This is a genomic window from Sphingomonas sp. PAMC 26605, from assembly GCF_000241485.1.
In the GTDB taxonomy this organism is placed as follows: Bacteria; Pseudomonadota; Alphaproteobacteria; order Sphingomonadales; family Sphingomonadaceae; genus Sphingomonas.
In genome coordinates this window covers 881665-902624 of the sequence record NZ_JH584241.1, presented here as the reverse complement: position 1 = coordinate 902624, position 20960 = coordinate 881665, and the positions used below count along the sequence as shown (strand labels likewise).

The following is a 20960-nucleotide window of genomic DNA, read 5'->3' as shown; positions in this document are numbered from 1 at the left end:
CAGAGCAGAGGGAAAACCCATGGCCGGTGCGAAGAACCACGATTACCACATCCTGCCGCCGAGCATCTGGCCGCTCGCCGGGGCGATGGCGGCACTGGCGATGGCGTCGGGCGGAATCATGTGGATGCATTCGGCCACGGGCGGCGGTCTGCTGTTCTTCGCCGGCGTCGCGGGCGTGCTCGCGGTGATGTATGGCTGGTGGCGCCAGGTGATCCTCGAGGCGCATGCCGGCGATCATACCCCCGTCGTCCAGCTGCACCTGCGCTACGGCATGATCCTGTTCATCGCCTCCGAGGTGATGTTCTTCGTCGGCTGGTTCTGGGCGTTCTTCGACTTCTCGCTCTTCCCGGCGCACATCGCGTACGATTCGGTCGCCAAGACCGTCAGCGTCGTCACCGACACGGCGGGCACCTGGCCGCCCAAGGGGCTCGAGGTCATCAATGCCTTTCGCTTCCCGTTGCTCAACACGCTGATCCTGCTGACCAGCGGCACGACGATCACCTGGGCGCATCACGCGCTGATCCACGGCGATCGCGACGGCCTCAAGAAGGGACTGTGGTGCACGATCGTGCTCGGCCTGATCTTTAGCGCGATCCAGGCGTATGAATATTCGGACGCGCCGTTCCCCTTCAAGGGACTCAACTATGGCGCGTCGTTCTTCATGGCGACGGGTTTCCACGGCTTCCACGTGATGATCGGCACGATCTTCCTGATCGTCTGCCAGATCCGCGTCTATCAGGGCGACTTCACCCCGAAGCAGCATTTCGGGTTCGAAGCCGCGGCGTGGTACTGGCACTTCGTCGACGTGGTGTGGCTGTTCCTGTTCGTCTCGATCTATGTCTGGGGTGGCTGGGGCGCACCGGTCCACGCAGGGTGAGCCAGTGACAGAGCAACGGGCCGAGGCCGTGGCGCCGACGCCCGTTGCCGCTGCATTGAAGGGCCTGTGCCCGCGTTGCGGTGCGCCCGGGCTGTTCACGGGGCTGCTCGACTTCAGCGATCGTTGCAAGGTGTGCGGTCTCGATTTCACCACCTTCAACGTTGGCGACGGGCCGGCAGCGATCCTCACGCTGGTGCTCGGCGCGCTTGTCGTCGGGCTCGCGATCACGATCCAGCTCGCTTACGGCCCCCCGATCTGGCTGCAGATGCTGATCTGGCTGCCGATCACCGTGTTCGGCGTGATCGGGTCGTTGCGCATCGCGAAGGCCGCGCTGCTCGGGTCGGAATATCGCACCGCGGCGCACGAGGGCCGCATTGCCCCCCCCGAGACGCTGCCGTGAAACGCGTTCCGGTGGTTCCAAGCATCATCGTCGCGCTCGCTATCGTCGCGATGATCGGTCTCGGCGTCTGGCAGCTCGACCGGCGCAGCGGGAAGGAAGCGTTGCTCGCGCGCTATGCGCGCAACGTAACCTTGCCGCCGATGGCGTTCCCGCGCGACGCGACCGACGCGACGCTGCTCTTCCGCCGCGCGAGCGCGTTCTGCCTGCAACCAATCAGCTTCGCGATCGAGGGTGGCCGCAACGCACGCGGCGGCACCGGCTGGCGCCAGATCGCTACGTGCCGCACCAGCGCCGAGGGACCGGGCTTCGCGGTCCAACTTGGCTTCGGCAACGATCCGCACGCCAAGCCCGATTGGAAGGGCGGGGGCGTTACCGGATATCTGACCTATGCGCCCGATCATGCGGCGCTGATCGTCGGCATGGTCGGTGAGGGCGCGCCCAAGCAGCTGATGCTCGTTGCCGACCCGCCGGCCGCCGGGCTCGACCCCAATCCCGGCCCCGATCTCTCGGCGGTACCCAACAATCATTTGGCGTACGCGGTACAATGGTTCGTCTTCGCCGCGCTCGCCGCAATTATCTATGCGCTCGCGCTGCGGCGGCGAACGGTTGCCGAGTCGGCTTCGCCTCGTTAACCCGACGCGCCATGCGCTATATCAGCACGCGCGGCTCCGCGCCGACCCTCGACTTTCGCGACGTAACGCTCGCCGGCCTCGCCAAGGATGGCGGACTCTATCTGCCCGAACGCTGGCCGAGCTTCTCGGCCGAGCAGATCGCTGGCTTGCAGGGCCTGTCCTATGTCGAGACCGCGGTCGCGGTGATGCTGCCCTTCGTCGAGGGCACGCTGAGCGAAGACGATCTGCGCACGCTGTGCACGCAGGCTTATGGCCGCTTTGCGCACGCCGCAGTGGTACCGCTGGCGCAGGTCGACGAACGCAACTGGCTGCTCGAACTGTTCCACGGCCCGACGCTCGCCTTCAAGGATGTCGCGCTGCAGCTTTTGGGGCTGCTGTTCGAACGCTTCCTCACCGGATCGACGCAGCAGGTCACCGTGGTCGGCGCGACCTCGGGAGACACCGGCTCGGCGGCGATCGACGCGCTTGCCGGGCGCGCCGGGGTCGATGTCTTCATGCTCCACCCCAAGGGTCGCGTCTCGGACGTCCAGCGGCGCCAGATGACGACGGTGATCGCGCCCAACATCCACAACATCGCGCTCGAGGATGCGAGCTTCGATGATGCGCAGGCGCTGGTGAAGGCGATGTTCAACGATCCCGCCTTCTCGGGCAAGTTCGCGCTATCGGCGGTCAATTCGATCAACTGGGCGCGGCTGATGGCGCAGATCGTCTATTATTTCTACGCCGCCGTCCGGCTCGGCGCGCCCGAGCGCGCGGTCGCCTTCTCGGTACCGACGGGCAATTTCGGCGATGTGTTTGCAGGCTATGTCGCAGCAAAGATGGGTCTGCCGGTTGCCAGGCTGATCGTCGCGACCAACGTCAACGACATCCTCCACCGCGCGCTCAGCGCAGGCGACTATTCGCAAGGGACGGTCGTGCCGACGCCGAGCCCGTCGATGGACATCCAGGTGTCGAGCAATTTCGAACGGCTGCTCTTCGATCTGGGCGGACGCGACGGGCATTCGCTCGCCGATCAGATGCGTGGGTTCGAGACGTCGAAGGCGATGCGGCTTACCAATGCGCAGCGCGAAGGCGCGAGCGCGCTGTTCGCGAGCGACCGGATCGATCTCGACGACATGGCGCTGGCGATGCGCTGGGCGTGCGATTCGAGCGGGCAGGTGATTGACCCGCACACCGCGATCGGGCTGGCGGCGGCGCGCCGTGCCGACCTGCCGGCGGATGTGCCGGTCGTCACGCTGGCGACCGCGCACCCCGCCAAGTTCCGCGACGCGGTCGAGCGCGCGACCGGGCAACGGCCGTCGCTGCCGGCGCGGATGGGCGATTTGTTCGAACGCGAGGAGCGCTATGCCTCGCTGCCGGGGACGTTCGACGCGGTGACGGCGTATATCGCCGAGCGGGCGAGTGCGCGGTGATGGGCGGTCGTCCGCAAATCCTCCCCTCCCTGAAAGGGAGGGGCCGGGGGTGGGTCGGCCCGTTGTCTGGCCCGACCTCGCCCCATCAGCCAACCCACCCCCAACCCCTCCCTTCCAGGGAGGGGAGGACGATATGACCGACCTCATCACCCTCATCGCCGAACCCTGGCAGGATTACGGCCTCGTCGACTCCGGCCACGGCCGCAAGCTCGAGCGCTACGGCCGCTTCCGCTTCATCCGCCCAGAGCCGCAGGCGATGTGGGCGCCCGCGTCGGACAGCTGGGAAGCCGATGGCGATTTCATCGGTGCGTCGGACGAGGATGGCGGCGGGCGCTGGCATCTCTCGCGCGACGTGCCGCGCGGCGGCTGGCACGTGCGCTGGGAGGAAGTGCTGTTCACCGCGCAGAACACGCCGTTCCGTCACCTGGCCTTCTTCCCCGACATGGCGCCGCAATGGGAGTGGATGCGCGGGAAAGTCGCCGAGGGCGACCAGGTGCTCAATCTGTTCGGCTATACCGGCGTCGGCACGCTCGCGCTTGCCGCCAGGGGCGCGGCGATGACGCATGTCGATGCCTCGAAGAAATCGGTCGATGCCGGCAAGGCCAACGCCTTCCTGTCGGACATGGCGGATCGCCCAGTCCGCTGGATGGTCGACGACGCCGCCAAGTTCGCCGCGCGCGAAGTGCGGCGCGAGAAGCGCTACGACGGCATCTTCCTCGATCCCCCCAAGTTCGGCCGCGGGCCCGACGGCGAAGTGTGGAAGCTCGAGGAAGGCCTGCCCGGCCTCATCGCCGATTGCCGTCGGCTGCTCGACAAGGACAGCAAATTCCTCGTCCTCACCGTCTATGCCGTGCGTATGTCGGCGCTGGCGATCGGCGAGGTGGTGCGCCAGGCGCTTTCCGATCTCGGCGGCCGGGTCGAAGTCGGCGAGATGGCGGTGCGCGAGGAAGCGCGGGGGCTTCTGCTACCGACGGCGATCTTTGCGCGGTGGACGCGGTAAGGGAGAAGGGGTTCACGCGAAGGCGCGAAGGTTCGCGATGGGCGCGAAGGCGGGTGTGCGCGTCAGGAACGATGGATCCGTAACGGCGAGCCGGTGGGATTGTGGGCGTTGACGATGCGTCGGAGACCGTCTTTGAAGGTTTCTCCGCCGAAATTCATCAAGAGGCCGAGCGGCAGGCCGAGAAAGCGCAAATAGGTCAGGACCTGTTTGGCGTGCACGGCCGCCAATCGCTCGATCGATTTGACCTCGATGACGACCGCGTCTTCGACGACGATATCGGCGCGAAAGCCGCTTTCGATCACCAGGCCATCGATCCGAACCGGAACGAGCCTTTGTCGTTCGACACTGAGGCCGCGCTGTTCGAGCGCATGCGCGAGCACAATCTCATACGCCGATTCGAGGAGCCCCGGCCCCACCCGCTGATGGATCTTCAATCCGCAATCGATCGCAATCGCAGCGATCCGCTCGACCTCCATACCCACCCCCTTCGCGCCCTTCGCGAACCTTCGCGCCTTCGCGTGAAGCCCTTCTACTCCATCCCCGCGCGCATCGCCGCGCCCGCGACGAACGGCGCGCCCGCCAGCAGCACGAGGCTCACCGCGCCGAGCAGTTTGACCGCCTGACCGCCCCCCTCGAGCGCCCCCGCGCCGAAGATCAGCAGCGGCACCGCCAGTGGCAGCATCACCAGCCCCGCAACCGAGCCGGCCCCGCGCAGACCCGTAACGAGCGCCGAGGTCGCGACGGCGAGCGCCGCGAGGCCCGGCGTGCCGATCAACAGCCCAAGCTCGACCGCGCCAAGCGTCTGCGCGGGCAGCCCTAGCAGCCCAGCGGCAAGCACCGCCGCGACCATCAAGGGCGGACCGAAGCCCAGCCAATGCGCGACGATCTTGGCCGCCGACGCCGCCGCCATGCTGACCCCGCGCACCGCGAGCTGATCGAGCACGCCGCTTTCGGCATCGGGGCCGATCAGCCGCTCGACCGGCATCAGCGCGGCGAGCAGCGCCGCCGCCCAGATCACCCCGCCACCGATCCGCGCGAGCAATGCGCTGTCGGGGCCGACCGCGAACGGAAAGAGGATCGTGACTAGCAGGAAGAACGCAAGCGCGTTGACGATCCCGCCACTCGCCCAGGCGATCCGCACGTCGCGCGCGACCAGAGCAAGCAGGCCGCTCACCCGAGCACGACCGAAATTGCATCGGGCAGCGCAATCGGCAGATGCGTCGCCACCGCGACCGCACCGCCGCCCGCGCGATGCGTCGCGATCAGCCGTTCGAGCATCGCCACGCTCACCACGTCGAGACCGTTGGCGGGTTCGTCGAGTAACCAGAGCGGCGCGCCACTCGCTACGACGCGCGCGAGCGCTGCACGGCGGCGCTGGCCGGTCGAGAGCAGGCGCACCGGCACCGCAGCGATCGTGGCGAGCCCGACGGCATCGAGTGCCTTAGCCACGCGCTCGGTCGCGCTGGCGGGTGCCGGATCGAGCGTCGCCCAGAAGTGCAATGCGGCGCCAAGCGGCCGCGCGGCATCGAGCGCTGCAGCTTCCGCCATCAGCGCAGGGTGCGGCGCGGCCACGACCTCGCCCGCGGCGGCGCGGAGCAAGCCCGCCGCGATGCGGATCAGGCTCGATTTGCCGACGCCGTTCGGCCCCGACACCAGCACCGCCCCGCCCGGCGGGACCACGAAAGAGATATGCTCGAACAGCATCCGCCCACCCCGGACGCAGCTTACGTCGCGAAAGGCGAAGACCGGCGTCACGCGGGCCCCGCCGCGTCTTCGAGCGCGTGCATGTCGTCGTCGGACAGGCCGAAATGATGGCCGATCTCGTGGATCATGACGTGCGCGACGAGCGCGTGGAGATCGACCCCGGTCTCGATCCATTCGTCGAGGATCGCGCGGCGATAGAGATGGATCCGGTCGGGCAGGCCGCCGCTGTCCATCGACGATTTCTCGCCGACCGGGCGGCCGTGATACAGCCCGGTCAGATCGAGCGGATGCTCGATGCCGAGCGCGTCGAGCGTCTCGTCATCGGCCAGCTCCTCGACGATCAGCACAACATCGCCGAGATGCGCGCGGAATTCCGCGGGGAGCCCGGTGATCGTCGCGCGCGCGATCGCTTCGATCGCGTCGGCGTCGGGCGGGTTACGCGGTTGATCGGCGGGCGGCATTGGCTATGCCTTACGGCGAAGGCGGCGCGCACGCCAGCAGGAGAGCAGGAATGAAGGTCGAACCGCTGAACGACGAAGGCCGCGCCGAGGCGCTCGATACGCTCGACGAGTGGGACTATGATGAAGCGCGCGACGCGATCACGCGCCGCTTCACCTTCGCCGATTTCAGCGAGGCGTTCGCCTTCATGACGCGTGTCGCGCTGCTTGCCGAAAAGGCCGACCATCATCCCGAATGGTCGAACGTGTGGAACCGCGTCGATGTGCTGCTGACCACGCACGATGCCGCCGGATTGTCGCACAAGGACGTGGCGCTGGCCGAGGCGATCGACGCGTTACTTGCCTGATTATTGGGCTGAGCCGATCGTCCCGCGCCGCATCCGCTTGCGCAAGCTGCCCGGCATCCAGCGCGCGGCGAACGCCATCTTGTCGGCGGTCTTGCCGACATAGGTGTGGACCTTGTCGCCGTGGACCGCGTCCCATGCGGCCTGTGCGACCTTGTCGACATTGGTCAGCTCGAGCCCGGCATTGGTGACGACCTGCTTGATCGAGTAGTTGCTGTTGCCCGCCGGCGTCGCGAGCAAAGGCGTGTCGATGAAGCTCGGGACGAGGTCGCGTACCTTGATCCCGGCGCCATACCATTCGCCGTCGAGCGCCTCGGTCAGCGCGCGTACGCCGAACTTGGTCGCCGAATAGACGGGCAGACCCGACGAGCCGTAGATCGCAGACGCCGAAGCGGTGTTAAGCAGGCACGAACCCGGTGTGCGCGCGAGATAGGGGTAACCGATCTTGGCGCCGTTGAGCACGCCGACCAGGTTGATCGCGACGACGCGGTCGAGATCGTCGAAGCTCATCTCGGCGATCGGGCCGCCGGTGCCGATCCCGGCATTGTTGAACAGCACGTCGAGCCGACCGCCCGTGGTGGCGGTAAAGGCGTCGAGATGCACGACCCACGCCTCGCGGTCGCGCACGTCCATCTGGTAGGTCTCGACCATGCCTGCGGGCAGCATCGCGGCGGTCGCCGCGAGCCCTGCCGTGTTGACGTCGGCGAGCCCGACGCGCCAGCCGCGCGCCGCGAACAGCTTGGCGGTCGCCTGGCCGATCCCCGATCCCCCGCCGGTGATGAAAATTGCCTTTGGGGTTTCGGTCATCGTACATCCTATCCGTCATGCCGGGGTCGCCCCGATTTGCACCGGGCCGCTCGAGCGTTGGCGGCGAGTGTGCGATACGCGCGCGCTCGCGACAAGCCCGGGCGAACCAAGGTTTGACGCTCCCGCAAAGCTCCCGCACAAAGCGCGTGATGTCAGTCCAGTCTCCCGGCCCCGCCGTCGCCTTCGACGGCGTCACCAAAGCCTATGCCGGCGGGACGATCGCGGTCGACGGCGTCTCGGTCGAGATCGCCGGCGGCAGCTTCGTCGCACTGGTCGGCAGCTCGGGCTCGGGCAAGTCGACCTTGCTCAAGATGATCAACCGCCTGATCGCACCGAGCGCGGGCGTGGTCCGCATCGGCGGCGGGGCGGTCGGTGACGAGCCAGCGCATGTGCTGCGGCGGCGGATCGGCTATGTCTTCCAGAATATCGGCCTGTTCCCGCATATGAGCGTCGCCGAGAATATCGCGATCGGGTTGCGTCTCGCGGGCGAGCGGACGAATGCCGAACGCGTCGCCGAACTCCTCGTTCTGGTCGAACTGCCGCGCGAGTTCGCCGCGCGCCGCCCCGATGCGCTGTCGGGCGGGCAGCGCCAGCGCGTCGGCGTCGCGCGCGCGCTGGCGACCGCGCCGGGGCTGCTGCTGCTCGACGAGCCGTTCGGCGCGCTCGATCCGGTCACGCGCGATCAATTGGGCGGCGCGATCCGGCAGCTCCACGACCGGCTCGGCCTGACGACGATCATGGTGACGCACGACATGGCCGAGGCGCTGATCCTCGCGGACCGCGTGCTGGTGATGGACAAGGGGCGGATCGTCGCCGACGCCACGCCAAAGGCGCTGCTCGCGGGGGAGGGCGGGCCGGTGGCCGCAGCTCTGGTTGCGGTGCCGCGCGAACAGGCGCGCAAGTTGCACGCGCTGGAGCAGGAAGCGTGAGCCCGTTCGTCGAAGCGCTCACACGCGTGCCGCCTTTGCTCGCGGCGCATTTGTTGCTGGCCGCGTCAGCGCTGCTGCTTGGGCTTGCGATCAGCTTGCCGCTGGCGATCTGGTCGGCGCGACGGCCGGGTGTGGCGCGGGTGGCGCTGGGGTTTGCGAGCTTGGTCCAAACGGTGCCGAGCCTGGCCTTGCTCGCGCTTTTCTATCCGCTGCTGCTGTTCGTGTCGGGCTTGGTCGGCGGCGGCATTCCCGCGCTCGGTTTCCTGCCCTCGCTGCTCGCGCTGACGCTGTATGCGTTGCTGCCGATCCTGCGCAACGGCGTGACCGGGTTGCTCGGGCTCGACCCGGCGGTGATCGAGGCGGCCGATGGCGTCGGGATGACCTCGTGGCAGAAGCTCCGGCTGGTCGAGGCGCCGCTTGTCGCGCCGGTGCTGATGGCGGGGATCCGGACCGCCGCGGTGTGGACGATCGGGGCGGCGACGCTGTCGACCACGGTCGGCCAGCCGAGCCTCGGCGACATGATCTTCGCCGGACTCCAGACGCAGAACTGGGCGCTGGTGCTCGCCGGCTGCCTTAGCGCGGCGGCGCTGGCGCTTGCAGTCGATGCGCTGCTTGGGCTGATCGAACGCGGCATCGCGCAGCGCAAGCACGGGCGGGTGTGGGCGTCGAGCGGCGTGCTGCTCGTCGGCGTGTTGCTCGCGCTGACGCCGCTGTGGCCGCGTTCGGGCGATACGATCACGATCGGCGCGAAGAATTTCGGCGAGCAATATATCCTCGCGCGCGTCATCGGGCACCGGCTCGAGCGCGCCGGCTATCACGTGCAATATCGCGACGGACTCGGCTCGGCGGTCGTGTTCGGGGCGCTCAAGACAGACGCGATCGATGTCTATGTCGATTATGCCGGCACGATCTGGACCAACGAGATGAAGCGGCGCGACATCCCAGCGCGGCCTGCAATGGTCGCGGCGATCGGCGATTGGGCGGCCAAGACCGCGCAGGTCCGGCTGCTCGGCGCGCTCGGGTTTGAGAATGCCTATGCCTTTGCGATGAAGGACGCGGCGGCCAAGGCGAAGGGCATCGCGTCGCTCGACGATCTCGTCCGCGTTGCGCCGCAGCTGACGCTCGGTGCCGATCTCGAGTTTCTCGCGCGGCCCGAATGGGCGGCGGTGCAGCGCGCCTATCCGCTCAGGTTCGGCGCGTCGCACGCCTATAGCCCGACTTTCATGTACCAAGCGCTGGCGAGCGGGCAGGCCGATGTGATCTCGGCCTTCTCGTCCGATGGGCGGATCGCGGCGCAGCATCTGACGGTGCTGAGCGATCCGCGCCATGCGATCCCCGGGTATGACGCGATCCTGATGGTAGCGCCGGGGCGGGCGAAGGATGCCAAGCTCGTCGCCGCGTTGCAGCCGATGGTCGGGCGAATCCCGGTCGAGGCGATGCGCGCGGCGAACTATCAGGTCGATCGCGATGCCGACAAGGCAACGCCCGATGCCGCGGCGCGCTGGCTCGAGCGCAAGGTCGGGTTGTAGCGCGCTTAGCCCCTCCCCTGAAGGGAGGGGTTGGGGTGGGGACGTAACGGGCGCTAGGTCTCTGCGAGGCACGGCCCCACCCCCGGCCCCTCCCCTGAAGGGGAGGGGAGGAAATTAGCGGGTGGCGGTCACAAAATAGTCGAGCTTGGTATCGTCGCTGAGCACGAAGCCCTTCGCCACCGAGAACCCGAGGCCCCGCACATCGACCACCTTCAACCCTGCCGCGACCACCAGTTCGGTCAGCGCATCGGGCGTCAGGAACTTGTCCCAGTCGTGCGTTCCGCGCGGGATCGTGCCCGTTCCTTCCGCAAAGGTGATCAGCGCGAGGCGCGACAAGGCCGTGCGGTTCGGCGTCGACAGCACCAGCAGCCCGCCCGGCGCCAGCGCCGCCGCGAGCCCAGCGACGAACCCCGCCGGATCGGTGACATGCTCGATCACCTCGAGGCTGGTGACGAGATCGAACGTCTCGCCCGTCAGATCCTCGACGCTGCCGGTGCGATAGTCGATCGCCAGCCCCGACCCCGCGGCATGCGTCGCCGCGACCGCGACATTCTCCGCGGCGGCATCGAGCCCCGTCACCGCCGCCCCCAGCCGCGCGAGCGGTTCGCACAGCAACCCCGCGCCGCACCCGACATCGAGCGCGCGCTTGCCGGCGAGCGGGGTGAAGCCCGTGTCATCGCCGAGCCAGTGCGCGTCGATCCGCTCGCGCAGATAGCGCAGCCGCACCGGGTTGAGCCGGTGGAGCATCGCCGACGAGCCCTTGGGATCCCACCACTCCGCCGCCATCGCGCCAAAATGCGCGGCCTCGGCCGGGTCGATAGTGGTTGCAGACGTTACGGTTGCGCTGTTCATGCCTGCTTCCTATCAGGACCGCCCGCATAGCCCAAGCCCCACCCCAAGGACTTCTGCCACCCATGGCCCGTATCGTGATGAAATTCGGCGGCACCTCGATGGCCGGGATCGAACGCATCCGCTCGGTCGCCGCGCGGGTGAAACGCGAGGTGGCGGCGGGCAATCAGGTCGCCGTCGTCGTGTCGGCGATGGCGGGCGAGACCGACCGGCTGGTCGGCTTCTGCCGCGAGGCGTCGTCGCTCTACGACCCCAAGGAATATGACGTCGTCGTCTCGGCGGGCGAGCAGATCACCTCGGGCCTGCTCGCGATCGCGCTGCAGGCGGCAGGCGTGTCGGCGCGCAGCTGGCTCGGCTGGCAGCTCGCGATCTCGACCTCGGACGCGCATGCCTCGGCGCGCATCGAGAATATCGACATGGCAGCGCTCGAGGCAAGTCTCGCCGCGGGCGAAGTCGCGGTGATCCCCGGTTTCCAGGGCGTCGACGAACATGGCCGCGTCACCACGCTCGGCCGCGGCGGATCGGATACCTCGGCGGTGGCGATGGCAGCCGCGATGAAGGCGGACCGCTGCGACATCTACACCGATGTCGACGGCGTCTACACCACCGACCCCCGCATCGTGCCGCGAGCGCGCAAACTCAAGAAGGTGACCTACGAGGAAATGCTCGAGCTGGCCTCGGTCGGCGCGAAGGTGCTGCAGACCCGCTCGGTCGGGCTCGCGATGAAGGAAGGCGTCCGCGTCCAGGTGCTGTCGTCCTTCACCGGCGAGGACGCACCGATGGCGGATACATTGCCCGGCACGATGATAGTGGGCGAAGAGGAGATCGAAGACATGGAAAGCCAGCTCATCACCGGCATCGCGCACGACAAGAACGAAGCCAAGATCACGCTGATCGCGGTGCCCGACAAGCCAGGCGCGGTCGCGGCGATCTTCGCGCCGCTCGCCGACGCCAACATCAACGTCGACATGATCATCCAGAACATCGCGCACGCCGCACGCTCGACCGACGTGACCTTCACCGTCCCGGCCGCCGACCTGGCGCGCTCGATCGAGGTGCTCAACCAGGGGCGCGAGGCGATCGGGTTCGCCGAGCTGGTGCACGACACGCGCGTCGCCAAGATCTCGGTGGTGGGCGTGGGGATGCGCAGCCATGCCGGCGTCGCCTCGACGATGTTCACCACGCTCGGCGAGCGCGGGATCAACATCCAGGCGATCTCGACCAGTGAGATCAAGGTCTCGGTGCTGATCGAGGAGGATTATACCGAACTCGCGGTGCGCGTGCTGCACACCGCCTACGGGCTCGACGCCGACTGACGACCATCGCCTTGGGCGCTCAGTCGTCCCCAAGCCACTTGGTCGCGCGCTTCACTGCGGAGGTCACCGGATCGCGTCCGCGGCCGTAGCCAAAATGTGCCATGTCGGCCTTACTGTAGTCGCGTTGGCCCGCGAACAGCAGCGCGCGCCCGGTTTCACGAAATTCCCGGGGGTATCGCGGGGTGACGATGGCGTTGCGCGCGCGGTTCCCTTGGCCGTCAAACGACCCTAGGGGCAGGCACCTTGGTGTCGATAGGACTGTGCGAATGCGAGCTTCCCAATTGCGGATCTTCGGCCGGTCGTGGTCGCCGCTGCTGGCGGGGGCGGATTTGCCCGATCGGCTGTTCGCCTGCGTCGGCGCGACGTGTGGCATTGCGCTGACCGGGTGGTTGAGCGGCTGGCTGCTCGGTTGGCCGAGCGCGCTGCTGCTGATCGCACCGATGGGGGCATCGGCGGTGCTCGTCTTTGCCGTCCCGGCGAGCCCGCTCGCGCAGCCCTGGCCGGTGATCGGAGGGAATGTGCTGTCGGCGCTGGTCGGGATCGGCATCGCGCGGGTCGTGCCAATGCCGGGGCTCGCGGCCGGGCTGGCGGTGGGCGGCGCGATCCTGGTCATGTCGCTGACGCGCTCGCTCCACCCGCCGGGCGGCGCGAGCGCGCTGCTGGCGGTGATCGGCGGCCCTGCGATCAGCGCAGCGGGGTTCGGCTTCGCCTTCGTGCCGGTCGCGCTCAACGCCATGCTGCTCGCGCTCGCCGGCGTCGCGTTCCATCGGCTGTCGCGGCACAGCTATCCGCATCATGCGCTCGCCGCGCCGCCGACGGCACCGTTTCTCACGGCGGATATCGACCTTGCGCTGGCCGATCTCGGCGACGGTTTCGACGTCAGTCGCGCGGACCTCGAGGCGCTGATCGGGCGTGTCGCCTTTCACGCCGCCGCGCGCACACGGCAGCGGCGCTGAGCCGCGCTCAGGCCTTGCGCGCATAGGGCCGGCTGGCGATCCCCGACCAATCCTGCTCGCCCATTCCGGCTTCGACCGCATCGTGCATCCGCGTCCGCACGGCATCGAGTACGGGCAAGGTGACCTCGGCCGCATCGGCCAGCTCGGTTGCGAGCCGCAGATCCTTGAGCCCGAGCTTCATCTTGAAACCCGGCGTGAAATCGCCCGAGACGATCTTGGGCGCATAGCTCTGATAGGCGCGTGCGCCGAACAGCGTGCCCGTCATCAGCTCGAGGAAGGTGTCGGCTGCGACGCCATTGGCCCCCGCGAGCGCGACGCCTTCGGACATCGCCTCGATCGCCTGGGTGATCATCATGTTGCCCGCGATCTTGGCGGCATTGGCCTGCGCGGGCTCGCTGCCAAGCGACCAGACCTTGGTCGAGAGCGCCTCGAGCAGCGGGGTGACCTTGGCGACCGCGGCGTCGGGCCCGGCGACGACGACGTTGAGCTGCGCTGCGGCGGCTGCATCGGGGCGGCCGAATACCGGCGCCGCGACATAGGCGAGGCCGCGCGCCGCATGGTTGGCGGCGAGCGCTTTCGAGAAGGCGACCGAGATCGTCGCGGTGACGATATGGATCAGCCCGGCCCGCGCACGATCGAGCGCGCCCGAATCGAGCAACACGCTGCGGATCGCGGCATCGTCGGCGAGCATCGTGAAGACCACCTCGCACTCGAGCGCCGCCGCGACGCTATCGACGATCGCGACGCCGGGGATTTCGCGCGGATCGACCGGCGAGCGGTTCCAGGCGTGAACCTGGTGCCCCGCCTTGGCGAGATTGACCGCCATGGCGCTGCCCATCTTGCCGAGCCCGATGAAACCGATCTGCATGGGGAATGTCCTGTCTGGAGAAGTCGAAGCGCAAGCGTTTGGCGGGCAGCGAGGTTCCGGGGCGCTTGACGCCATGGTGATCGTGCGCGCCGGTTGCGCTATTCTCCGATCAGATGCAGCGCCACTCGCCGTCGATGCGCGGCGCGGCGATGTTCGAAGAGATAGATCCCCTGCCACGTCCCCAGGACGGCGCGTCCGCCTGCCACCGGGATCGACAGGCTCGTCGCCGTCACTGCGGCGCGCAGATGCGCGGGCATGTCGTCGGGACCTTCGTCGTCATGCTCGTACCCTGTGCTTTCTGGTGCGATCTTCGCGAAATAGCGCTCCAGGTCGCGCCGTGCGGCCGGCGCCGCATTCTCCTGGATCAGCAGCGAAGCCGAGGTGTGGCGCACGAATAGCGTCAGCAAACCCGTCTCGACCTTGCTTTGCGCCACCCATCGCACCACGGCATCGGTTATCTCGTGCAGCCCCTGTCCGGGGGTCGCAATCACCAGTTCGGTCGTCGTCTGTCGCATGACGCGGGCTTGCCCCAAAGCCCTGCGCAAGGCTAGGCCCGGCAGATGAACGAAATCTCCTCGATCGGCGCGACGCGCCTCGCCCGGCGCATGGCGCGCGGTTCGGCTTTCCTCGGCTCGGAGGTCGCGATCCTGTGCGGCGCGATGTCGTGGGTGTCCGAGCGCAACCTCGTCGCCGCGGTGTCGAACGCGGGCGGCTTCGGGCTGATCGCGTGCGGTGCGATGACCCCCGAGCTGCTCGACCGCGAGATCGCCGCGACCAAGGTGCTGACGACCAAGCCGTTCGGCGTCAACCTGATCACGATGCACCCGGCGCTGTTCGACCTGATCGAAGTGTGCAACCGCCACGGCGTCGGCCATGTCGTGCTCGCCGGCGGGCTTCCGCCGACGGGCTCGATCGACGCCATCAAGGCCAATGGCGCCAAGCTGATCTGTTTCGCGCCCGCACTCTCGCTCGCCAAGAAGCTGATCCGCTCGGGCGTCGACGCGCTCGTCGTCGAGGGGATGGAGGCCGGCGGGCATATCGGCCCGGTCTCGACCAGCGTGCTCGCGCAGGAAATCCTGCCCGAAGTCGCCGACAAGGTGCCGGTGTTCGTCGCGGGCGGGATCGGGCGCGGCGAGGGGATTGCCGCCTATCTCGACATGGGCGCGGCGGGGGTCCAGCTCGGCACGCGCTTCGTCTGTGCGACCGAGAGCGTCGCGCATGCCAATTTCAAGAAGGCGTTCCTGCGCGCCTCGGCGCGCGATGCGGTGGCGAGCGTGCAGATCGACCCGCGCCTGCCCGTCATCCCGGTGCGCGCGCTGAAGAATGCCGGGGGCGACCTGTTCACCACCAAGCAGCGCGAAGTCGCGCAGTTGCTCGACGAGGGCAAGGTCGCGATGGCCGAGGCGCAGCTCCAGATCGAGCATTATTGGGCGGGCGCACTTCGTCGTGCGGTGGTCGATGGCGATGTCGAGCATGGCAGCCTGATGGCGGGGCAGTCGGTCGGAATGGTGACCAAAGAGGAGCCGGTCGCCGAGATCATCGCGGTGCTGATGGCCGAAGCCGGCGCGGCGCTCGAGCAACGCGCGAACTAGGTAACGCCGCGTTTACCAGTGTCGTGCGACACCGATCCCCGGGGATCGGAGTTGTGTGATGCGAGTGATTCGAACGGCCTTTTCCGCGTCGTTGCTGGCGGGTGTCGCGTTGATCAGCGGATGTGCGTCGCACCGCGCGGCGCCTGCGATAGCGGTCGCGCCGCCTGCGCCGATCCAGACCGTCACCGCGCCGCCGCCGGGCAGCTATCCCGGCATGCCGATCCCGGCGCGACTCGCCGACGGCTCGTACGACACGCCCAACCGCGCGCTCACCGCGGCGGCAACCGTTTGGCATTTTCGCGCGGGCTTGAACGTTGCCGCGCTGGCATGTCGCGGGGCCGACGAAGCGATCATCGCGGCACGCTATAACGCAATCCTCGCACGCCAGCGCAGCGTGCTGCGTGACGCCGAGGCGAGCCTCGCGAACGAATATCGCAGCGGTGGGGGCAGCGCGTGGCGCGGCCGCTACGATCACGCGATGACCGTGCTCTACAATTTCTTCTCGCAAGGCTTTGCCCACCAGACCTTCTGTTCGACCGCGTCGCGGATCCTCGGCGAGAGCGAGACGGTTACGCCGGCGGCCTTCCCGGCCTTCGCTGCGGCCCGGCTGCCGATGCTCGACGCGGCCTTTACCGATTTCTATGCCCGTTACGATCGCTGGCGCGCCAGCACCGCGCCGGCCAAGATGGCCGCGCCCGCCGCCCCGCCGATCGTCGCGCTGCGCACCGCGCCGTCGCATCCCAAGGCGGCGCCGGTGCCATCGGCGCCGTGGATCCAGCTCGATCAAGTCGCGCTATTGCCCGATCCGGACGGCCGTGAGGTGCGTGCGGGCAGGCGCACGCGCTGAGCCTGCCGCCGATCTTGGCGTCGCGCTGGCTCCAGCGGCTGTGGTCGATGCGATCGAAGTTCACACTGCGCCGCAGCTTCGGGTCGTGCTGCTTGGCATTGGTGGCGGCACCCCAGCACCGTAGCGGATGACGTCCGCTTTTGCCGAAGAGAGCTTAGCGCCGGTCGATCAGGCCGGTGAGCGCGGCAAAGCCCCCGTCGAGGCTATACACCGCGACGGCGGCGGCCCCGCCGAACAGCACGGCGATCGCGACCGAGGCCAGACCGGCGACCAGCCCGCCCTGACGGCGGCGGGCAAAGCTGCGGCGCGTGTTGGGCTTGCCGAGCTTCAGCTCGACATAGCCGGCGCTCGCGCCGCCGAGCACGGTCAACGCCAGCGTGACGAGCGCCCCGACCGGAGTCTGCCAGGCGAGCCCGATCGGCAGCACCAGCGCGAAAGGCGTCGCCATCGCGAAGGCGGCGAGCAGTTTGGCGCGGTCGATCCGCGCCTTGGCGACCGGCGCGACCGCGAGCAGATCGGGCGCGTCCTCGGCCGACACCGTCAGCCAGGCGAAGCTGCCGACGAGCTGGCTCGCGATCAGCACGCTGGCAAAGGCGAGCGCGGGCGGCAGCGGCAGCGCATGGCGACGGCCGAGCATCGCCAGCACGAGCGGCGCCAGATAGACGAGCCGCATCACGATCTGGAAGGCGAGCGCCGGGTCGCGCACGAGCAGCCGCCATTCCTTGGCGAAGATCGACCGCGTCAGTCCGGCATGGAACAGCCGTGCGCTCGCACGCCCGCTCGGCGTGCTGCGCGACCGGCGGTTGCCGCCGTCCTGATAGCCCGACAGGAACAGCCGCTGGAGCGTCACGCCCGCTCCCGCGAAGAGCAGCAGCGCGACGCCGAGCAGGATCGCGATCGCCAGCGGGTCGCCGAACGCCGCGCGGCCGGGCAGGCTGCTCAGGCCGCGCATGCCGACGTCGTCGGCGCGCAGCCGCTCGAACAGCAGCTGCATCGCGCCGCCATGGTGGTCGACCCGGGGAAACAGCTGCGAGGCGAGGAACACCGCGCCGCCGAGCAGCGCGGCGAGGATCTGGCCGACGGTCCGCGCCGCGCGAGGGCCCACGAGCGTCGCGATCGCGAGCGTCAGCGCAAGCCCGATCGCCGCGGCAGTAAAAGCGAGCGCGACGAGCAAGGCGATCGTCCCGAACAGCCGCGGATGCCCGAGCAGCGCAACCGGCACGACGATCGGCAGGAGCAAGACGGCGTAGGTCAGCGCGATCGTCGCGGCGATGCCGAGCAGCTTGGCGAGCAGCACGCTGCGCGGCGCGATCGGCGCAGAGAAGAGCAAGGCGAGATCGCCGCTTTCATACAGGCTGCGCTGGCTGCCGAGCACCGCCTGCGCGGTCATGAAGCTCAGCATCACCCCCCCGGCCGCCAGAACCATGATGCGCAGTTCGGGCAGCACCGGGATCGCGGTGTCGCGCAGGCCCCAGGCGATCGCGCAGCCGATTGCCGCCCAGGTGGCGATCAGCAGGTAGCCGATGATCCGGGTCACCCCGATCCGCCCGCCGCTGCGTGCGCGCAGCGCGAGCCGCACTTCGTTGAGCGCGAGCCAGCTGAACGAGCCGGGCGCGAGCTGGCGGATCGCCCAGTTCACGCGGCGTAGAGGTCCGGACTGGTCAGGCGGATGAAAGTGTCCTCGAGGGTCATGCCCGCGGTGCCGGCGCGGTCGCGCAGCTCGTCGAGCGTGCCCTCGGCGAGCAGTTTGCCGCCGCCGATGATGCCGATCCGATCGGCCATGCGCTCTGCGACTTCAAGAATGTGCGTCGTGACGATCACGGTCTTGCCGGCATCGACTTGCGCCCGGAGCGCATCCTTGACCGAGCGCGCCATGCTCGCGTCGAGCCCGGTCAGCGGCTCGTCGAGGATCAGCAGCTTGGGATCGTGGATCAGCGCGCCGGCGAGCGCGACCTTCTGCTGCATCCCGCGCGAAAAGCCCTCGCAGCGCGTGTCGCGTTGCTCCCACAAATCGAGCCAGTGGAGCAGCCGGTCGGCTTCCTGTGCGGCATGGCCCGGATCCATCCGCCACAGCCCGGCGACGAAGGCGAGATATTCGAGCGGGCTGAGCTTGTCGTAGAGCATCGGCTCGTCGGGCAGCCATGCGGTGATCGCCTTGGCGCCGAGCGGATCGCGCCGCGCATCGACCCCGAAGATCTCGATCGACCCGGCATCGGGCTTGGCGAGCCCGGCGACCATCCGCAGCGTCGTCGTCTTGCCCGCGCCGTTCGGGCCGAGCAGCGCGTAAAGCTGCCCCGCCGCGATATCGAGGTCGAGCCCGGCGATGACGGGCTTGTCGAACGCCTTGGCCAGGCCCCGGATGCGCAGCGCGGATTGGGTCATGTGTCCTGTTTAGGCGATACACCCGAATCGTCTAGCGCAAACCCATTCAACTGGAACAAGGCCTCGACCGGTCGGTCGAGCGCGGCGGCGAGTTTCAGCGCAAGGATCGTCGAGGGGACGAACACGCCGTTCTCGACGGTGTTGATCGTCTTGCGGCTGACGCCGACGCGTTCGGCGAGCGCCGCCTGCGTCAGGTCGAGCCGTTCGCGTTCGGCCTTCAGCGTGTTGTGCAGCGTTTCGGCCATTCAGCGCGCGGCCTGGAGTTCGAGCGTCGCGAGCCGGACCTGCGCCACGACGATCGCGGCAGTGAAGATGATCCGCGCGCTGTCGCTCGCCGAAATCAGTCCGGGCACGCTGCCGAGCGCGAGCATGGCGGCGGCGGCGAGCAGGCCTGCCCAGAAGCCGATCGCGCTGCTCGCGCGGCGATGCTCCCGCGTCACTTCGTCCTCGAGCAACTGCGCGAGCGGCCCGCTTTTGAGGCGGGTCACGAGTGGCGAGAGATAGAATGCGGAGACGAGCGTGAAGCCAAGCCACATTCCCTGGAAGAAGGATGGCCGCCAGCTCGCGAAGGTCAGGCCGAGCAGCACGACCGTGAGCGCAGCAAAAACGTACAGCAAAAGCGCGCGTACGCGTCCCGCGCGTTCAGCGAGTTCGATGATCTCCATTTCCGACCTTTCAATTCGTAACCTACGGGTTACATGTAACCTGAACGTTACATCATCGCAAGCGCCTTTAAGGGTTCCCTCACTTGCCCGGTTAGATTAACAGCGCTGGCATGACGACGGCCAGCGACCTCGATCAGCCTGCGCAAGGCCGCATCGTCGGAGCCGTCCATCGGTTTCCGCTGCGCGTGTATTTCGAGGACACCGATCTTTCGGGGATCGTCTATCACGCCAATTACCTGCGCTACATGGAGCGGGCGCGTTCGGACATGCTGCGCGTGGTCGGGATCGACCAGCGTGCGCATCAGGAGAGCGGCGGCGGGGCCTATGCGGTGACCGCGCTCGCGATCCGCTATCGCGCGCCGGCGAAACTCGACGATGCGCTGATCGTGCTCACAACGCTGCAGAATGTCCGGGCGGCATCAGTCGATATTCAGCAACGAGTCATGCGCGGCGAGACGATACTCACCGAGGCAGACGTCACCGCGGCCTTGGTTGCGACAACGGGCCGGCCGCTGCGCCAGCCAAAGGAATGGATCGCGGCGTTCGCCCAGGCGATGGGCGAGCGCGCGATGGGATCAGGGGATAGCCTCACGTGAACGAAATCATGCTCAACACCGATGCGACGACGCTGTCGCCGATCGCGCTGTTCCTCCAGGCCGACTGGGTGGTGAAGACGGTGATGCTCGGCCTGTTGGCCGCGAGCGTCTGGACCTGGGCGGTGATCCTCGGCTTCTTCTTCCGGCTCGGCGCCACGCGCCGCAAGACCGCGGCGTTCGAGCGCGATTTCTGGAAGGCCGAGGATATCGACGCCTTTCATCGGCTGCATAACGAAAGCGACCTGCCGATCGCGCGCGTGTTCACCGCGGGTGTGGCGGAGTGGCGGCGCTCGACCGTCGGCGGGCAGGTCGATCGCGGCGGCACGCGCGAGCGGCTGGCGACGGCGATGGGCGCGGCGGTCGCCAACGAGATCGACCAGCTGTCCGATCGGTTGAACATCCTCGCGACGGTCGGCTCGGTCGCGCCGTTCGTCGGGCTGTTCGGCACGGTGTGGGGGATCATGCGCAGCTTCACCGGCATCGCGCAGGCGCAGAACACCTCGCTCGCGGTTGTCGCGCCGGGAATCGCCGAGGCGCTGTTCGCGACCGCGATCGGCCTGTTCGCGGCGATCCCCGCGGTGATCGCGTACAACCGCTTTTCGCATGGCATCAACCGCATCGAAGCGCGGCTCAACCGCTTCGCCGACGGCTTCCACGCGACGCTCAGCCGTCAGCTCGAGAGCGAGGTGCGCCGGTGAGGGGCGCATTTTCGATCCTCCCCGGAACGGGGAGGGGGACCGCCAGCCTCCTTCGGGCTGGTGGTGGAGGGGGCGTGCCACAAACGGTGCGCTCGTGGA

Annotated in this window: 26 protein-coding genes; 14 read left to right on the top strand and 12 right to left on the bottom strand. The window is 68.2% G+C overall.

Annotation, left to right across the window (positions count from 1 at the left end):
* The first annotated feature begins 19 nt into the window (after nucleotides 1-19).
* The 5 genes from RH90_RS04075 (at nucleotide 20) to RH90_RS04055 (ending at nucleotide 4321) form a co-directional block, all read left to right on the top strand.
* Nucleotides 20-877 carry a cytochrome c oxidase subunit 3 gene (locus RH90_RS04075; protein ID WP_010184051.1) on the top strand — a complete coding sequence of 286 codons (858 nt, stop codon included), beginning with the start codon at nucleotides 20-22 and terminating at the stop codon, nucleotides 875-877.
* Nucleotides 878-881: 4 nt separating this feature from the next.
* Nucleotides 882-1277, top strand: coding sequence for a DUF983 domain-containing protein (locus RH90_RS04070; RefSeq protein ID WP_232280298.1), 396 nt, complete (start codon nucleotides 882-884; stop codon nucleotides 1275-1277).
* Nucleotides 1274-1909 (top strand): SURF1 family protein, encoded by a 636-nt coding sequence (locus RH90_RS04065; protein WP_010184049.1) that lies wholly within the window; start codon nucleotides 1274-1276, stop codon nucleotides 1907-1909. The genes RH90_RS04070 and RH90_RS04065 overlap by 4 nt, the downstream gene beginning before the upstream one ends.
* 11 nt (nucleotides 1910-1920) lie before the next feature.
* Complete coding sequence (thrC, locus tag RH90_RS04060; protein WP_010184048.1) at nucleotides 1921-3321, top strand: threonine synthase; 1401 nt, start codon at nucleotides 1921-1923, stop codon at nucleotides 3319-3321.
* A gap of 133 nt (nucleotides 3322-3454) precedes the next feature.
* A complete protein-coding gene (locus RH90_RS04055; RefSeq protein ID WP_010184047.1) occupies nucleotides 3455-4321 on the top strand; it encodes a class I SAM-dependent methyltransferase in 867 nt (288 codons plus the stop codon).
* A gap of 62 nt (nucleotides 4322-4383) precedes the next feature.
* On the opposite strand, the gene RH90_RS04050 is transcribed toward RH90_RS04055, so the two are convergent.
* The 4 genes from RH90_RS04050 to RH90_RS04035 are packed head-to-tail and all read right to left on the bottom strand — an operon-like array spanning nucleotide 4384 to nucleotide 6486.
* Complete coding sequence (locus RH90_RS04050; protein ID WP_010184046.1) at nucleotides 4384-4797, bottom strand: GxxExxY protein; 414 nt, start codon at nucleotides 4795-4797, stop codon at nucleotides 4384-4386.
* Between the two features lie 53 nt (nucleotides 4798-4850).
* Nucleotides 4851-5486: a heme exporter protein CcmB gene (locus RH90_RS04045; RefSeq protein WP_037493107.1), complete on the bottom strand. Its 636-nt coding sequence runs from the start codon at nucleotides 5484-5486 to the stop codon at nucleotides 4851-4853.
* Between the two features lie 5 nt (nucleotides 5487-5491).
* On the bottom strand, nucleotides 5492-6076 hold the full coding sequence (ccmA, locus tag RH90_RS04040; protein WP_010184042.1) for a heme ABC exporter ATP-binding protein CcmA: 585 nt from the start codon (nucleotides 6074-6076) through the stop codon (nucleotides 5492-5494).
* Entirely contained in the window at nucleotides 6073-6486 is a 414-nt protein-coding gene (locus RH90_RS04035; RefSeq protein ID WP_010184041.1) for a metallopeptidase family protein, read from the bottom strand. The genes ccmA and RH90_RS04035 overlap by 4 nt, the downstream gene beginning before the upstream one ends.
* 50 nt (nucleotides 6487-6536) lie before the next feature.
* Between RH90_RS04035 and RH90_RS04030 the strand changes: the two genes are divergently transcribed.
* Nucleotides 6537-6830, top strand: coding sequence for a 4a-hydroxytetrahydrobiopterin dehydratase (locus RH90_RS04030; protein ID WP_010184040.1), 294 nt, complete (start codon nucleotides 6537-6539; stop codon nucleotides 6828-6830).
* Here RH90_RS04030 and RH90_RS04025 read toward each other — a convergent pair whose 3' ends face one another.
* Nucleotides 6831-7634: an SDR family oxidoreductase gene (locus tag RH90_RS04025; RefSeq protein WP_010184038.1), complete on the bottom strand. Its 804-nt coding sequence runs from the start codon at nucleotides 7632-7634 to the stop codon at nucleotides 6831-6833.
* A gap of 149 nt (nucleotides 7635-7783) precedes the next feature.
* Here RH90_RS04025 and RH90_RS04020 point away from each other — a divergent pair, with 149 nt between their 5' ends.
* Both RH90_RS04020 and RH90_RS04015 read left to right on the top strand, forming a co-directional pair.
* On the top strand, nucleotides 7784-8563 hold the full coding sequence (locus RH90_RS04020) for an ATP-binding cassette domain-containing protein (RefSeq protein ID WP_010184036.1): 780 nt from the start codon (nucleotides 7784-7786) through the stop codon (nucleotides 8561-8563).
* Complete coding sequence (locus RH90_RS04015) at nucleotides 8560-10092, top strand: ABC transporter permease/substrate-binding protein (RefSeq protein ID WP_010184035.1); 1533 nt, start codon at nucleotides 8560-8562, stop codon at nucleotides 10090-10092. Before RH90_RS04020 ends, RH90_RS04015 begins: the two co-directional genes overlap by 4 nt.
* 114 nt (nucleotides 10093-10206) lie before the next feature.
* Here RH90_RS04015 and ubiG read toward each other — a convergent pair whose 3' ends face one another.
* A complete protein-coding gene (ubiG, locus tag RH90_RS04010; RefSeq protein WP_010184034.1) occupies nucleotides 10207-10944 on the bottom strand; it encodes a bifunctional 2-polyprenyl-6-hydroxyphenol methylase/3-demethylubiquinol 3-O-methyltransferase UbiG in 738 nt (245 codons plus the stop codon).
* 62 nt (nucleotides 10945-11006) lie between these two features.
* On the opposite strand from ubiG, the gene RH90_RS04005 reads away from it, so the two are divergent.
* Nucleotides 11007-12257, top strand: a complete 1251-nt coding sequence (locus RH90_RS04005; protein ID WP_010184033.1) for an aspartate kinase — start codon at nucleotides 11007-11009, stop codon at nucleotides 12255-12257.
* A 266-nt stretch (nucleotides 12258-12523) separates the two neighbouring features.
* A complete protein-coding gene (locus RH90_RS04000) occupies nucleotides 12524-13213 on the top strand; it encodes an HPP family protein (RefSeq protein WP_037492623.1) in 690 nt (229 codons plus the stop codon).
* A gap of 7 nt (nucleotides 13214-13220) precedes the next feature.
* On the opposite strand, the gene RH90_RS03995 is transcribed toward RH90_RS04000, so the two are convergent.
* Nucleotides 13221-14081 (bottom strand): NAD(P)-dependent oxidoreductase, encoded by an 861-nt coding sequence (locus RH90_RS03995; RefSeq protein WP_010184030.1) that lies wholly within the window; start codon nucleotides 14079-14081, stop codon nucleotides 13221-13223.
* 98 nt (nucleotides 14082-14179) lie between these two features.
* Nucleotides 14180-14596: a secondary thiamine-phosphate synthase enzyme YjbQ gene (locus tag RH90_RS03990; RefSeq protein ID WP_010184029.1), complete on the bottom strand. Its 417-nt coding sequence runs from the start codon at nucleotides 14594-14596 to the stop codon at nucleotides 14180-14182.
* A gap of 45 nt (nucleotides 14597-14641) precedes the next feature.
* On the opposite strand from RH90_RS03990, the gene RH90_RS03985 reads away from it, so the two are divergent.
* Both RH90_RS03985 and RH90_RS03980 read left to right on the top strand, forming a co-directional pair.
* Complete coding sequence (locus RH90_RS03985) at nucleotides 14642-15673, top strand: NAD(P)H-dependent flavin oxidoreductase (RefSeq protein ID WP_010184028.1); 1032 nt, start codon at nucleotides 14642-14644, stop codon at nucleotides 15671-15673.
* A gap of 58 nt (nucleotides 15674-15731) precedes the next feature.
* Nucleotides 15732-16520, top strand: coding sequence for a hypothetical protein (locus tag RH90_RS03980; protein ID WP_010184027.1), 789 nt, complete (start codon nucleotides 15732-15734; stop codon nucleotides 16518-16520).
* Nucleotides 16521-16674: 154 nt separating this feature from the next.
* Here RH90_RS03980 and RH90_RS03975 read toward each other — a convergent pair whose 3' ends face one another.
* Genes RH90_RS03975 through RH90_RS03960 form a run of 4 tightly spaced genes read right to left on the bottom strand, consistent with a single transcriptional unit; the run spans nucleotide 16675 to nucleotide 19567 of the window.
* A complete protein-coding gene (locus RH90_RS03975) occupies nucleotides 16675-18159 on the bottom strand; it encodes a hypothetical protein (RefSeq protein ID WP_010184026.1) in 1485 nt (494 codons plus the stop codon).
* Nucleotides 18156-18902: an ABC transporter ATP-binding protein gene (locus tag RH90_RS03970; RefSeq protein WP_010184024.1), complete on the bottom strand. Its 747-nt coding sequence runs from the start codon at nucleotides 18900-18902 to the stop codon at nucleotides 18156-18158. The genes RH90_RS03975 and RH90_RS03970 overlap by 4 nt, the downstream gene beginning before the upstream one ends.
* Complete coding sequence (locus RH90_RS03965) at nucleotides 18899-19147, bottom strand: helix-turn-helix transcriptional regulator (protein ID WP_010184023.1); 249 nt, start codon at nucleotides 19145-19147, stop codon at nucleotides 18899-18901. Before RH90_RS03965 ends, RH90_RS03970 begins: the two co-directional genes overlap by 4 nt.
* On the bottom strand, nucleotides 19148-19567 hold the full coding sequence (locus tag RH90_RS03960; protein ID WP_010184022.1) for a hypothetical protein: 420 nt from the start codon (nucleotides 19565-19567) through the stop codon (nucleotides 19148-19150).
* 110 nt (nucleotides 19568-19677) lie between these two features.
* On the opposite strand from RH90_RS03960, the gene ybgC reads away from it, so the two are divergent.
* The gene (gene ybgC, locus RH90_RS03955) at nucleotides 19678-20163 is read left to right on the top strand and encodes a tol-pal system-associated acyl-CoA thioesterase (RefSeq protein ID WP_010184021.1); all 486 of its coding nucleotides are present in this window, start codon (nucleotides 19678-19680) and stop codon (nucleotides 20161-20163) included.
* 8 nt (nucleotides 20164-20171) lie between these two features.
* Nucleotides 20172-20861 carry a protein TolQ gene (gene tolQ, locus RH90_RS03950; protein WP_198283432.1) on the top strand — a complete coding sequence of 230 codons (690 nt, stop codon included), beginning with the start codon at nucleotides 20172-20174 and terminating at the stop codon, nucleotides 20859-20861.
* Nucleotides 20862-20960: the final 99 nt, after the last annotated feature.

Coding starts and splice junctions, on each gene's coding strand:
- RH90_RS03960 (WP_010184022.1), bottom strand. CDS start 19,567: ATGGAGATCATCGAACTCGCTGAACGCGCGGGACGCGTACGCGCGCTT.
- RH90_RS04025 (WP_010184038.1), bottom strand. CDS start 7,634: ATGACCGAAACCCCAAAGGCAATTTTCATCACCGGCGGGGGATCGGGG.
- RH90_RS04030 (WP_010184040.1), top strand. CDS start 6,537: ATGAAGGTCGAACCGCTGAACGACGAAGGCCGCGCCGAGGCGCTCGAT.
- RH90_RS03985 (WP_010184028.1), top strand. CDS start 14,642: ATGAACGAAATCTCCTCGATCGGCGCGACGCGCCTCGCCCGGCGCATG.
- RH90_RS03965 (WP_010184023.1), bottom strand. CDS start 19,147: ATGGCCGAAACGCTGCACAACACGCTGAAGGCCGAACGCGAACGGCTC.
- RH90_RS03970 (WP_010184024.1), bottom strand. CDS start 18,902: ATGACCCAATCCGCGCTGCGCATCCGGGGCCTGGCCAAGGCGTTCGAC.
- tolQ (WP_198283432.1), top strand. CDS start 20,172: ATGCTCAACACCGATGCGACGACGCTGTCGCCGATCGCGCTGTTCCTC.
- RH90_RS03980 (WP_010184027.1), top strand. CDS start 15,732: ATGCGAGTGATTCGAACGGCCTTTTCCGCGTCGTTGCTGGCGGGTGTC.
- RH90_RS04005 (WP_010184033.1), top strand. CDS start 11,007: ATGGCCCGTATCGTGATGAAATTCGGCGGCACCTCGATGGCCGGGATC.
- ybgC (WP_010184021.1), top strand. CDS start 19,678: ATGACGACGGCCAGCGACCTCGATCAGCCTGCGCAAGGCCGCATCGTC.
- RH90_RS04020 (WP_010184036.1), top strand. CDS start 7,784: ATGTCAGTCCAGTCTCCCGGCCCCGCCGTCGCCTTCGACGGCGTCACC.
- RH90_RS03995 (WP_010184030.1), bottom strand. CDS start 14,081: ATGCAGATCGGTTTCATCGGGCTCGGCAAGATGGGCAGCGCCATGGCG.
- RH90_RS04000 (WP_037492623.1), top strand. CDS start 12,524: ATGCGAGCTTCCCAATTGCGGATCTTCGGCCGGTCGTGGTCGCCGCTG.
- RH90_RS04035 (WP_010184041.1), bottom strand. CDS start 6,486: ATGCCGCCCGCCGATCAACCGCGTAACCCGCCCGACGCCGACGCGATC.
- thrC (WP_010184048.1), top strand. CDS start 1,921: ATGCGCTATATCAGCACGCGCGGCTCCGCGCCGACCCTCGACTTTCGC.
- RH90_RS03990 (WP_010184029.1), bottom strand. CDS start 14,596: ATGCGACAGACGACGACCGAACTGGTGATTGCGACCCCCGGACAGGGG.
- RH90_RS04055 (WP_010184047.1), top strand. CDS start 3,455: ATGACCGACCTCATCACCCTCATCGCCGAACCCTGGCAGGATTACGGC.
- RH90_RS04075 (WP_010184051.1), top strand. CDS start 20: ATGGCCGGTGCGAAGAACCACGATTACCACATCCTGCCGCCGAGCATC.
- ubiG (WP_010184034.1), bottom strand. CDS start 10,944: ATGAACAGCGCAACCGTAACGTCTGCAACCACTATCGACCCGGCCGAG.
- RH90_RS04050 (WP_010184046.1), bottom strand. CDS start 4,797: ATGGAGGTCGAGCGGATCGCTGCGATTGCGATCGATTGCGGATTGAAG.